Source organism: Methyloceanibacter methanicus (genome assembly GCF_001723285.1).
GTDB lineage: Bacteria > Pseudomonadota > Alphaproteobacteria > Rhizobiales > Methyloligellaceae > Methyloceanibacter > Methyloceanibacter methanicus.
This window is the reverse complement of the sequence record NZ_LPWG01000004.1, coordinates 1-12,625: the sequence shown is the minus strand read 5'-3', so window position 1 is coordinate 12,625 and position 12,625 is coordinate 1. Positions and strand designations below refer to the sequence as shown.

At 58.5% G+C, this 12,625-nt stretch carries 9 protein-coding genes and 2 pseudogenes; 4 read left to right on the top strand and 7 right to left on the bottom strand.

What is annotated here, in order from left to right; all coding sequences use genetic code 11:
* Positions 1-27: 27 nt before the first annotated feature.
* The 4 genes and pseudogenes from fabI to AUC68_RS02805 all read right to left on the bottom strand — a co-directional run bounded on the left by fabI (position 28) and on the right by AUC68_RS02805 (position 5,305).
* Positions 28-808: pseudogene (gene fabI, locus AUC68_RS02820) on the bottom strand (enoyl-ACP reductase FabI).
* Positions 805-2,016, bottom strand: coding sequence for an acetate/propionate family kinase (locus AUC68_RS02815; protein ID WP_069436264.1), 1,212 nt, complete (start codon positions 2,014-2,016; stop codon positions 805-807). The pseudogene fabI and the gene AUC68_RS02815 overlap by 4 nt, the downstream one beginning before the upstream one ends.
* A gap of 3 nt (positions 2,017-2,019) precedes the next feature.
* Positions 2,020-2,975 (bottom strand): annotated as a pseudogene (locus tag AUC68_RS02810) (phosphate acetyltransferase).
* Positions 2,976-3,034: 59 nt separating this feature from the next.
* Entirely contained in the window at positions 3,035-5,305 is a 2,271-nt protein-coding gene (locus AUC68_RS02805) for a DUF3141 domain-containing protein (RefSeq protein ID WP_083240343.1), read from the bottom strand.
* Between the two features lie 770 nt (positions 5,306-6,075).
* On the opposite strand from AUC68_RS02805, the gene AUC68_RS02800 reads away from it, so the two are divergent.
* From AUC68_RS02800 to AUC68_RS02785, 4 genes are all read left to right on the top strand, one after another.
* On the top strand, positions 6,076-6,348 hold the full coding sequence (locus AUC68_RS02800; protein WP_158008211.1) for an HdeA/HdeB family chaperone: 273 nt from the start codon (positions 6,076-6,078) through the stop codon (positions 6,346-6,348).
* Positions 6,349-6,486: 138 nt separating this feature from the next.
* The gene (locus AUC68_RS18280; protein WP_069436394.1) at positions 6,487-6,915 is read left to right on the top strand and encodes a DUF3302 domain-containing protein; all 429 of its coding nucleotides are present in this window, start codon (positions 6,487-6,489) and stop codon (positions 6,913-6,915) included.
* A complete protein-coding gene (locus tag AUC68_RS02790; protein WP_069436261.1) occupies positions 6,915-8,069 on the top strand; it encodes an HlyD family secretion protein in 1,155 nt (384 codons plus the stop codon). Before AUC68_RS18280 ends, AUC68_RS02790 begins: the two co-directional genes overlap by 1 nt.
* Positions 8,070-8,187: 118 nt before the next feature.
* A complete protein-coding gene (locus AUC68_RS02785) occupies positions 8,188-8,649 on the top strand; it encodes a hypothetical protein (RefSeq protein ID WP_069436260.1) in 462 nt (153 codons plus the stop codon).
* On the opposite strand, the gene AUC68_RS02780 is transcribed toward AUC68_RS02785, so the two are convergent.
* The 3 genes from AUC68_RS02780 to ppk2 form a co-directional block, all read right to left on the bottom strand.
* Positions 8,650-10,326 (bottom strand): SulP family inorganic anion transporter, encoded by a 1,677-nt coding sequence (locus AUC68_RS02780; RefSeq protein ID WP_069436259.1) that lies wholly within the window; start codon positions 10,324-10,326, stop codon positions 8,650-8,652.
* A gap of 70 nt (positions 10,327-10,396) precedes the next feature.
* Positions 10,397-11,575, bottom strand: a complete 1,179-nt coding sequence (gene cax / locus AUC68_RS02775) for a calcium/proton exchanger (protein ID WP_083240341.1) — start codon at positions 11,573-11,575, stop codon at positions 10,397-10,399.
* Positions 11,523-12,353: a polyphosphate kinase 2 gene (ppk2, locus tag AUC68_RS02770; protein ID WP_069436258.1), complete on the bottom strand. Its 831-nt coding sequence runs from the start codon at positions 12,351-12,353 to the stop codon at positions 11,523-11,525. Before ppk2 ends, cax begins: the two co-directional genes overlap by 53 nt.
* Positions 12,354-12,625: the final 272 nt, after the last annotated feature.

The following is a 12,625-nucleotide window of genomic DNA, read 5'->3' as shown; positions in this document are numbered from 1 at the left end:
GGCCCCGTTGCGATGCCTTGGTAAGTTCTAATCGATGATATGGTATCCCCCGTCGATGTATAGCGTCTCGCCGGTAATCAGCTTGGCGCCGTTCATTGAAAGGAACGCGACTGCCACACCAACGTCATCGATGGAAACGAGACTCCGTGCAGGCGCTTTCTCCTGCGCCTTGGCTATCAGCTCATCGAAATCCGTGATGCCGGAAGCCGCTCGTGTCTTCAAAGGTCCCGGCGAGATGGCGTGCACTCTGATGCCCTTAGGGCCGAGTTCCGCGGCAAGATAGCGGACGGCCGATTCGAGCGCGGCCTTCACGGGCCCCATCATGTTGTAATTCTCAACCACCATTTGCGAGCCGTAATAGGTCATGGTGGATAGCGTACCGCCGTTCTTCATCAGAGGCTCTGCAAGCTTGGCCATGCGGATGAACGACCAGCAAGATATGCCCATTGCTGTTAGAAAGCCTTCCTTTGAGCAGTCGACCACTCTCCCCTGAAGGTCCCCTGCGGGGGCGAAGGCCAGTGAATGAAGGCAGATATCCAGCTCACCCCACTGCTTCTGTATCTGCTGAAAGACTGCTTCGAGCTGCCCTTCCACTTGGAGGTCGAGTGGGAGAAAGATCGACGCGTCAACCTCCTCGGCCAAAGGCTCGACATAGGGCCGCGCCTGTCGTTGAGGTAAGTGATTGCGAGGTCGCGCCGAAAGCCCGAAATGCCTTGGCGCAGCCCCAGGCGATTGATTGATCGTTGGCGATGCCAGTAACGAGCGCCTTCTTGCCTTTGAGTAGCGACAAGGTGGAAATATCGATCATGCAAGTTTCTCCTCGAGCGCAGCACTGCCATGCGTCCGTAGCACACGCAGCGTGTGGCGGGCGATCATCAGCTCTTCATCGGTAGGTATTACGTAGCAGGCGAGGCGTGACCCCTTTTGAGAAATTCGCGCCCCTCCGCTCTTGTTCGCCGTATGGTCAAAGTCGAGACCGAGCCAAGTCAAGCGTCTTGCCACAGCATCGCGAATGGCTGGCGCATTCTCGCCGACGCCAGCGGTGAATACGAAGCCGTCGATGCCGCCCATCGCCGCTGCCAGCATTCCTGCGTAGAGGCCAATGCGATACGCAAAGTACTCAAGAGCGAACTTTGCGCGAGGGCTCGAACTCGCCAGCAGCTCGCGCACGTCATTGCTGATGCCCGATAACCCCTTGAGACCACATTCATTGTAGAGGAAGCGTTGGATCTCCTCCGCGCCCATGCCCTTTTCGCTCATGAGATAAAGCACGACGCCGGGATCGAGCTGGCCGGGGCGGGTCCCCATCGGCAGCCCGTCAAGCGCCGTAAAGCCCAGTGTACATTCCACACTCTTGCCCGCAGACATGGCGCACATCGAGGCACCACTGCCGAGATGCGCAACGACAACGCGGCCGCCCGCAATCTCGGCCGCAACGTCCGGAAGCCGACTTGCGATATACTCGTAGGATAGGCCGTGGAAGCCGTAGCGCCGGACGCCTTCGGCATAGAGTGTCTCCGGCAATGCATAGCGGTCCGCGAGGTCTGGATGGCCGCGATGAAAAGCGGTGTCGAAACAGGCGACCTGGACAAGATTTGGCTGCGTTTCTCGCACGGCCCGGATGGGGGCGAGATTGTTCGGCTGGTGCAACGGGGCAAGCGGAGAGAATGCCTCAAGCCGTTTGAGCACGGCGTCATCGACGATAGTCGGCTCGCCGTAGTCGGGGCCTCCATGAACCACGCGATGCCCGACCGCCGTAGGCAGTGTGCCTAGCTTGGCGCGGAGAAACGTGACGAGCTTGTCGAGCGCCGCGGGGACATTTCCGACTTCTGCCGCCCGCCACTTCTCCTCGATTTTTGGCTGACCTTCTTCGGCTGCCACAAACCTGGGATGGACGCCGATGCCTTCAATCTGGCCCTTTAGTCGCCTTTCCAGCTTGTCCGCCGAGCAGACGTTGAACAGCTGAAATTTAATGCTGGAACTGCCAGCGTTAACGACGAGGATGCTTTCGCTCACAGCTCAGGCCTGAATTGGCTGCTTCTCGATTTGACTATAGCGGAACAGCGCGGCGACGGCGCACGACGCCAGGCGCGTCCGCACGTTGTCTGCGCGCGACGTCAGAATGATCGGCACTCGGGCCCCGAGTACACGCCCGCTGCATCGGCGTTCGATAGAAACGTCAGGTTTTTGGCGAGCATGTTCCCCGCCTCGAGGTCCGGCACGACGAGGATATTCGCCTCACCTGCAACCGGCGAAGTGATGCCCTTGATCCGCGCGGCTTCAGCGCTGATGGCGTTGTCGAAGGCCAGCGGACCGTCGAGATCTCCGCCCTTGATCTGTCCACGATCCGCCATTTTGCAGAGCGCCCCCGCTTCGATCGTGGACGGGATGCTCAGCGTCACGGTCTCCACGGCGGAGAGGATAGCAACCTTCGGCCTTCCGAGGCCCAGCCCCGCATAGAGATCGATGGCGTTCTGAATTATATCGCGCTTCGCCATGAGGTCCGGTGCGATATTCACAGCCGCATCAGTGATGAACAGAGTGCGTGCGTGGCCAGGAACGTCCATGACGAAGACGTGGCTAATCCGCCGGTCCGTTCGGATACCTGTGTCACGCTTGACCACCGCAGCCAAGAGCTCGTCGGTATGCAGGCTGCCTTTCATCAGGAGTTCCGCTGTGCCGGTCCGAATAAGCTCGACTGCCTTTTCCGCCGAGGCGTGACTATGGGGCGCGTCGACAATCTCGATGTCGTGGAGATCCAGCGAAAAGGCTTGGGCAACCTCTTCAATTTTCTTACGGGGGCCGACCAGGATCGGCTTAATCAGATTTGCCTCAGCGGCCTCAAGCGCACCTCTAAGCGAGGTCTCGTCGCAAGGGTGGGCCACCGCTGTTGGCAGCGGCGCAAGTCTTTGCGCAATCTCGATCAGCCGCTCATATTTCTCGTGGGACCTTACGGATGATGCGATCTCAGTCATGGCGTGGTGTCCTGTGCGAACGCTGGAAGGGAGAAAAACCAAACCGAAGTTCCGTTTGGTTAGTCGTCTCTGCCCACCGTCCGAAGCCGAGGGTGGCGAGGACCGGACGTATCCGCTTCGCGGCCTTGGCGTGCATCGCCGCCACTAGATCGTTTGACCGGTTTTGCCTTGAGGAGGTCTTCGATCTCCGCAAAGCGCTTCTTGGCGGTCTCGCTCTGCAGTCCCACAACATTTATCAAGCGCTTCAACACACCAATCATTTGTGTCGCGAGTTCTGCATCCCTCGCCATCATCGTCGGAATTGCCGCAACCGCACCTCGCTCATCGAGAAGCAACGTGAAGAACTGATTGCGAACGATGCGCTTGAAATCGTCTAGGTCAAGACCGGCACCTGCGTCCTCACGCATTCTTTCGAGCAGACGAAAGCCCCTTTCATCCGCAACGCCGTCGGGCATGCGTATGTAGAGAGCCGCGCGGATCGCCGCTTCGCGCGGGCCGCCTTCCGCAATATCCCTTGTCAACTCTTCAATACGGTGATCGACGAACGCGCGGTAAACCGTATCCACGCCAGGCCGCAGTCGCGGCCCTTCTTCCGCCGCACCAAGCCCTGCGAGAGCTTGGATCAGTGGTGAACCATAGATACCGTGGAAAGCGGCCTCCATAAGGGCATCTCGTGTGTCCCGGTAAAGGCTCAGAGATTGCTCGATCCATGCTGCAAACAAGGATTGCGCCTGCCAGAATGCATTGCTTTCCTTCACTGGCTGCCTGGCCTCCCGAACGCTTTGAGCAAGCGGCGCTATGCCGGCAGCGAACGGATTGGCGCGTCCGAATATTTCGTACTGAAGTCGCAGAGGGTGCGAGCGGCGCATCCACTCGGCGGTTCCCTCGCTCGTAACCAGTTGCACCCAGGGCTGGAAGAACGTTCGGTAAAGTCCGAGATTTACCTCCGACAGACGCGCTACAGCGGCGAATTGGCGCTCGTCCTCGTCGCTGTTGCATCCCAGCGCGCGGATGTCGTCGAGCGTGCGCGGCTCGAAATGAACGAGGTAGCCGCCTCCGACAAGATCGTCCTCATCTGCCGCGTCCTCCTGCCGCGTCATCGCGGCCTCATAGAGACCGGGCGGCAAGACGTCTATCAGATCGATATTGCTCGCGAACTCGTCGTGCTCCTTCTTTGCGACCGAGCCTGAAACGAAGATACCGAGGTGGCCCGCGGACTCGTGCACGGCATAGACAATCGTCTGACCGTGAGCACGGATATCGTCCACGTCCTTGTAGAGATCCAGGATCCAGTCCAACGCTTGCGCCGGCGGCGTAATGTTGTCCGCCTTCGAACAAAACACCACGATCGGCGAACGAATATTGCGCAGGTCGATGGTGGTGCCATCCGATGAGACAATCTGAGCAGTCGCAAGCTTGTTGCCGACAAAGAGCTCATCGACGATGGACTGAATCTCGCCTGCGTTCAGCAGCACATGTCCACCCCACCATTGCTCAAACTCCAGGTAGCGTGGTCCCTCCGTATCGATCCTTGAAAAGAGGTTGTAGTGCTTTGTCCAATAGGTGTTTGCCGGGTTCAAGTTCTCGAAGTTGCTGACAAGCCAAGCACCGTCGAACTTTCCGTTACCGAGGTCGCCGAACAACGCTGTCAGCCAGCTCCCGCCAAGCAGACCGCCAGTGTAGCGCATGGGATTCTCGCCCCGCACGCCTGCCCAATACGACAACGGAGAACCGGCCACGATGAGAGGACCAAAAAGCTCCGGGCGCTTTGCTGCCGCCATCATGACGGCCCAGCCGGCTTGGCAGTTTCCGATTGTGGCGGGGTTCCCTTTGGCCTCTGGGTGCAGCGCGATCACGCGTTCGAGGAACGCGGCCTCGGCGAGCGCAATATCCTCGATCGTCTGGCCCGGCACGGGTTCCGGTAAAAAGCCGATGAAGTAGCAGGGATGACCGGCCTTTAAAGCGACACCTATCTCGCTCTGCGCCTTGAAACCGCCGATACCCGGACCGTGACCCGCGCGCGGATCGACGACCACGAAGGGGCGCTTTCTTTCATCGATTTCCACCCCCGCGGGTGGAGCAATGCGAACCAAGGCGTAGTTGACGGGCCGTGGCAGGGTTCGGCCGTCCATGATGAGTTCGCAGCCGAACTTAAGTACATGGGGGGCTGGTTTGGCTCTGTGCTCCTCATATTGCTCCGCGCGCTGCCGCATCACGTCGAGAAAGAGGATGCCGCGCTGGAAGGCGTCAATCGAATACGACCACGCTTCCTCAGCGAGAGAGAATATTGGGCCGGCAATTGCAGGCTTTAGGAGTGATTGATCGTTCATCAGTAGTCTCCTGGGAGGCGAATGCTATGAGAGACCGCCCATGTTGCCTTGACCGCGGTCATCAGCTTGGCGCAACCAACCAGACGCCATGGCCCAACCCCTTCGGCGAAATGGTCTAGCGCTTAAGCGGAGATGGAAGGACCTGCGATGAAGGTCAGTCTAAAAACCAAAATACCGCTATGCCCGGGCGTCAACAACGACCTCAGCTACTCGCGATGATTGCATTAGCGCCAGCGGTTCCACCTACGATTGACCCTCCGGGCGACACGTCGACTGTGCCCCCAATAAGTGCCGTAGTAAGGCCGCCCGTAACCGTAGTTTGGATTGGCGTACCCATAGTTTGGATTGGCGTACCCGTACCTTGGGTAGGCGTAGCTATACCTGGGATTAGCTGGATAGTTGGCACCTGGGTAGCCGGGGACCACGTAGACCGTAACGGCCTGGGCGGATGCTTCAGCAGGCGCAAGGATGGCCAAGCCTAGAACAATAGCTGTTGCAAAAGCGGCGGACGATCTTTTCATCGCTCAGTTCCTCTAACGCGCGCAGCCCCTCGGTTTCCCACCGGATAAGGACACTAGACTATTTGACGCGAACCTGCATTTGATCTCGATCAGGGATTTATCCGCGCCCGGCAGGAAAGTGGGTTGGACCTCTTGCCTCTCAAGCCAGGGGATAGCAATCTTAAAGTGGCTTGCAGAGTGCGAGATATAGCTCGTTTCTGCTGAAACAAGGAGCAAACGATGTTTAGGGTGTGCTGCGCGGGTGCTTGGATGTTCCTACTGGCCATCAGCCCCGCCGGGGCGCAAGTAGTGCTGGATGTATCCCAGCTCACCTGTGGGCAGTTTGCGAGGCACAAGGTCGCGGACCCAAAGCTGATCGCTGCTTGGCTTAGTGGCTTTCAAAACGGCAAGAGCGACGACACCCTTGTCGATACCGAAAAACTTGACGCGGATACTGACAAGCTGCGGACATTTTGTTTTTCCAATCCCGACATGCCCGTAATGGAAGCAGTCGAGAAAATTGTCGGGCCGGCCAATCAGTAGGAAGGGTTGGGACGCCAGAAGGAGGGTGTCCTGATGTTCAAAGAGTATATTCGGCGTCTCAGCCAGTCGCGCTTCTGGATCAGCAAGTGGACCGTCGCGGCGGTGGTGCTCGCTGTCGCGGCTCTCGTCGGCATTGCTATGGTTGCGCGGCAGGACATCGATTTTGACAGCTTCTTGAACTACTTCGCCCTCGGCCTGCTCATCTTCGTTGTAATCACACTGTTCTACGGGATCATCGCAATCCACGATGTCCCGTATGAAATTGCCAAACACCGAAATCATCCGCATCAGGATGCAATCCATGCTGCTGGTTGGGTTAGCCTGTTCACGCTCCATGCGCTCTGGCCGTTCCTGTGGATCTGGGCGATGCTCTACAGACCTGACCGGGGCTGGGGAGTTGTCACCTCCGACGCAACGAGCCCGGAAAGTGTAAATGGGTTGGAAGAACTCCTGCGTCGGGTCGAACGACTGGAAGCTAAGGCAGAGAAGTCTGAAACACAGTCGTTTAGCCGACGGCCAGTTGAGGCTGCTACCCCCGACGAACCGCTCAAGCGAGGAGCCCGCTGATGGAACTCCTGCTGATCCTCACCTATGCGGCGATCTGTGTCGCTATCTTCAAGATTTTCCGCATTCCTGTGAACAAGTGGACGCTCCCTACGGCGGTGCTCGGCGGCATCTTTATGATTGGCTTCATCCTAGTGGTCATGAACTACAATCATCCCTTCAGCGCGAACGCTCGTGTCTACTTCACGACAACGCCTATTTTGCCGGACGTTAGGGGCCGCGTGATCGAGGTACCGGTCAAGGCGAACGAACCGCTCAAGCAGGGTGATGTTCTCTTTCGCATCGATCCGACGCACTATCAGTACATCGTTGATCAAAAGAAGGCGCTCCTTGCTGAGGCCGAACAAGATGTCAAGGAATTGAAAAGCGCCTACGACCAGGCTCTTGCCAATGTGCAAAAGGTGAAGGCGCAGGTCACGCTCGCCCAGGAGAACTATGATCGGCAACTCACTCTCTTCGAAAAAGACGTGATCGCCAAAGCGACGCTCGACAAGTTCACGCGAGATGTCGACATCGCAAAGCAGGCATTGTCTGAGTCGGAAGCCGCGGCAACAACCGCCAAATTGGCGTATGAATCGGAGGTTGGCGGCGTGAACACGACCGTTGCACGCCTCACGGCCGAACTGGGCGAGGCGGAGTACGACCTAGCGCAGACGGTGGTACGCGCTCCCGGACCCGGCTATGTCACTCAGATGGTGCTTCGGCCAGGGATGTATGTCGTTCCAGCTCCGCTTAGACCGGTCATGGTTTTTGTTCATAGCGACGACCAATCGTTGGCCGCCGGGTTCCACCAGAACTCGCTGCAACGGGTCCGCGCCGGGGACGAGGCAGAAGTGGCATTTCAGGCGATACCCGGAAGGGTTTTCAAGGGCAAAGTTAGATACGTCCTCGACTCAATCGCGACGGGTCAGTTGCAGGCCTCCGGTGTCCTGCAGGACATGGGCGCCCCCCCTCCCGGCGGGCGGGCCGTTGCTATAGTTGATGTCGACGAGGATGCCTCGGACTACAAGATACCCGGAGGGGCAGCAGCCCAAGTGGCCGTCTACACGCCCTATGCGCACCACTTTGCTATCATTCGAAAAATTCTTCTGCGAATGCGTAGTTGGCAAAATTTCGTGTTCCTGGAAGGTCACGGTGGGGGTGGAGGTGGCCATTAGACCTAGCGGCGATGTTTTCATTGCCACCTCCGCTATTTTGCCATCATTCGAAAATTCTTCTGCGCATGAGCGCCGCCAGTGAACTAAGAGTCTTAGACATAGCGATGAGGAATCGATCATGAGTACGACTGCAAGCGACCTGTCGGATCTCCTACCGACCGCAGATCAGGTCATGGAGAAACTAGCGCTAGCCGAGGCGGAAAAAGCCGAGAAAGCACGGCGAAGGGAGGCCCTAGCCGAGACTGAAAAAAAAAGGCTTCTTGACGCGCTTACAAAGCCTTCCGGGGTCTCGGATGAGCAGGCCTTACGCCGTGTGGCCAAGATTGTCGAACGCGCGGTATCGAACGGTCTCACCGAGGTGGAGGTCCGGCGCTTCCCGAACACGCTTTTCTCGGACCACGGCCGTGCGATCAATCAAGGGGAGCGCGGCTGGGAGTCTACACTTACAGGTTTGCCGAAAGAGATGTACGAGTTCTGGGCTCGGCAGCTGCGTCCCCGGGGTTACAAGATAAAGTTCCAAATCGCAGACTGGCCCGAAGGGAGGCCCGGTGACATCAGCGTTTCGCTCAAATGGAGCTGATTAAGTCGGGTTTTCTTGCACGTAGCTTGCGACGGCGCCTTCAATCGTCGGAAAGAAGCGCTCCGAGCCGATCTTCTCGTACAGTTCGAAACGCCTGAGCTTGTCCTTTACGGGATCTTTGAGCTCGGCGAAGCAAAGGTCGATTCCACGGGCCTGGAACTCCTCTAACATTTCGGCAACGACGTCAGCCGACGTGACGTCTACGCTGGTCACCGGTTCTGCCGCTACGACCACGCGTCGCACAGTGCTGGGCGATGCTGCCACTGCCGCCAGTACACGCTCTTTGAACAGTTCCGCATTTGCAAAGAAGAGCGGTGCGTCCCAACGAAATAGAACGAGTCCAGGGATCTGCCGAGCGCCGGGGTAGCGCGTAATGTCGTGATAGCCCTCTACGTCGTTGGGCCGGCCCAACACCGCGGAGTGCGGGCGCCAGCCGTCCCAGAGAAACTCGATGATGGCGAGAACCACCGCCATACCTATTCCCGGAATGGCGCCGAAAACCGCAACCCCTAGGAAGCATACAATCGAAAGCCAAAACTCCCAGGCCTGGATGCGCAGGAGTCGGCCAAGATCGTCGATCTCGAACAAGCCGATTGCCGAGGCAATCACCACAGCGGCGAGGGCTGCTGAGGGCAGGTCCTGCAGGAGATTGGGCGCGACCAATAAGAGCAGGGCCACACTCAGCGCGCCGACGACCCCGGTCAATTGCGTGCGAGATCCCGAAGCTTCCGCGACAGGCGTACGAGAGGAACTGCTGCTGATGGGAAAGCCCTGAAAAAAACCCGCTGCGAGATTTGCTGCTCCAAGTCCCACCATCTCTTGGTTGGGGTCGACCTTTTCGCCGGTTCGCGCCGCGTAGGCGCGGGAAAGAACGCTTGTATCGGCAAAAGATACGAGGGCCACGGTAAGACCGCCGATCAAAACCGGGCCAATGTCGGGGTAGGAAATCCAAGGGACAGAGAATGCGGGCAAGCCTTCGGGAAGCGGCCCCAACACCGAGACGTCTGCGCGTGTGGATAAATCCAATGCGCCCACAATAAGGGTCGCTCCAACCACGGCAATCAATATCCCGGGGATTCGCTTGTGGCCCTTGAGCAAGAGAATGAGGGCGAGCGTGCCTGCGCCGATCGCAAACGTTATCCAGTTGGAGTCGCCCCGGAAGATCGCCCTTGCAATGGCCCAAAGATCCCTCAAGGGGCCGTCGCCATCGATTTTGAAGCCAAACAGCGTTGGCAGTTGGCTGATCAGGACCGTCAGAGCAATCCCGTTCATGTATCCGTAGCGGATGGGCTTGGACAAAAGCTCGGTTATGAAGCCAAGTTTCGCGAACCCGGCTACAATACATACAATTCCCGATACGACTGCCATCATGCCGGCCAGCGCGATGGCGCGAAGCGGATCTCCCCCGGACAACGGAAGGACAACGGCAAGAATGACGGGCGCAAGCGACGAATCCGGGCCCAAAACGAGAATCCGGCTTGGTCCGAACACCGCGTAAGCCAGCAATGGGATGATCGTCGCGTAGAGGCCATAAATGCCCGGCACGCCCGACGCCACGGCGTACGCGATGCCGACTGGAACCAGCATGGTCGCCAACACCAGCCCGGCGACGATGTCGTGGGTCAGCCAAGCCGCCTTATACCGGCGCAGAGTTACTAGCCCCGGTAGCCACCGCATCCAGCTTGGTGCGGCGTCCTCCGGTGGCGCACCTCCAAAGCTGCGAGCCTTGTGGCGTGTTGTGTCGCCTTCAACCCGGGACATGGAAAAAGCCTACCGCCAGGATCGAATAAAGCGCCAAGAGCAAAGCACCGGTGAACCAATTCGAATGCCCATCGCTCGTGACGTGCGCCGTAATCAGGGCGCCGATTAGAATCGCGAAGGTCTCGCCGAGCGTGAACGACAGGTTCATTGGCGTTTTCCCGATTGCATAGCTCAGGAAAACGAGGAGTGGGGCCACGAAGAGGGCGATTTGGGTGCTGCTGCCGAGGGCGATCCCGATGCTTAGATCCATCCTGTTGCGTATAGCGGCGATGACGGCCGTGCTGTGCTCAGCGGCATTACCGATCACCGCGACGATGATCACGCCGACAAATACTTTGGACATGCCGATTGCGGTCGCGGCCTCTTCGACCGAACCCACCAAGATCTCACTGAGCCAAGCGATGAGGACCGTCGCAACACCAAGTATGATAAGTGCCCTGCGGAGTGACCATTGTTCGTCTGCATGTGCCTGCGATGCTGCGTCATGAGCACCAGCGAACAAGTGCTTATGTGTTCTTAGAGCAAAGATGAGACTGAGGATGTAGAGCGCGATGAGGAGGGCTGCGATGATCAGGCTAATCGTCCCCTCATTCGCGTTAGCATCGACGGGGCGTATGGCGTGAAACAGCCCCGGAATGGCTACGGCGATCGCCGATACGAGGAGCATTTGTGCCTGGGCACGGGCGGTAATCGTGTTGAACTCCTGGATCGTATATCTGAGCCCTCCCGCCAAAAAGGATGCCCCGAGTACGAGAAGGACATTGCCGATAATCGAGCCTGTCAGGGATGCTTTCACAATCTCGATTTGGCCGGCGCGCAGCGCGACGATAGCGATGATCAGCTCGGCGGCATTGCCGAAGGTAGCATTGAGCAACCCCCCGATGCCCTCTCCGGCACGGTTTGCGATTTGCTCGGTCGCTCGACCCATCAAGCCCGCGAGCGGAATGATGGCGATGCAACTCGCAAAAAAGATGAGCGTGTGCGCGTCGGGCCGGAAATACTCGAGGTAGAGCGCAATGGGCAGAAAAATCAGAAGTGAGCTGAGCGAGAGGCCAAACGCCTTCGCCGCCTCGGTTCCGCCGGCGGTTCGCTCAGCCTCGCGACCGGGAAGATCAGTACCTTTCGTCGATCCAGCGCCTGTCCCTGATCGTCGCCTCGTCGTCATAAGCGTCCTGCTTGTTGCGGTTGGGTAGGGTGATCTTCTTTTGCTTCGAAGGTTTGTATGGAATCGCACTCAGGAAATGAGAGATGACATTTAGGCGCGCGCGCCTCTTGTCGTCGGACCGCACGAGATACCAGGGCGCATGCTTTGTATCCGTGGCCTCAAACATCAGGTCTCGGGCTCGCGAATACTCGTACCAGCGCTCCCTTGACGGTAGGTCCATCGCGCTGAGCTTCCACTGCCTAACACGGTCATCGATACGGGCCTCGAACCGGCGCTTCTGCTCCTCGTTGCCGACCTCAAGCCAGTATTTCAGAAGCCTGATCCCGTTGTCGACGATCTGCTTTTCGAACGCCGGACAAACTTCAAGGAAGTGACGGTGCTGCTCCGGGGTGCAGAAGCCCATCACGTGTTCTACGCCCGCACGGTTGTACCAACTGCGGTCGAAGATCACGATCTCACCGGCTGCGGGAAAATGCGCTAGATAACGCTGGACGTACATTTGTGATTTTTCACGGTCTGACGGTGCCGGGAGTGCGACGACCCGGAAAGTACGCGGACTTACCCGCTCGGTAAGCGCGCGAATGGTTCCGCCTTTCCCCGCGGCATCCCGCCCCTCGAACACCACGATAATGCGCTCGCCGGCTTCGCGGACCCAGTCCTGCAGCGCACAGAGCTCCGCCTGGAGCTTCCTCAGATGGTGTTCGTATTCCGCGCGCTTCAGCTTTCGGGTGGCTTTGGCGCACCCAGACTTGCCTTCTGTCCTAGCCAATTCTGACAATAGCTAACCTCCCAGCCGCCGGCAGCTCCTTTTTCGGAGATCATATATTAAGACCGGACTCCCGAAAGTGCTCCGACGTAATACGGGGCATGCTGGCACCCTGTCATGGATTCCCCACGCGTGGCTGCGAGACACGGACTCCTAACCCCGGGTCGCCCACCGATTCCGCTCGTGGCACGGAGCAGACGCACCGGCCATTCCACCCCACGTCAGCTTTTGACTGCCGATTCAACCGATCGCCGCAACACACTCGGCGAACTTCTCCGCTGGTG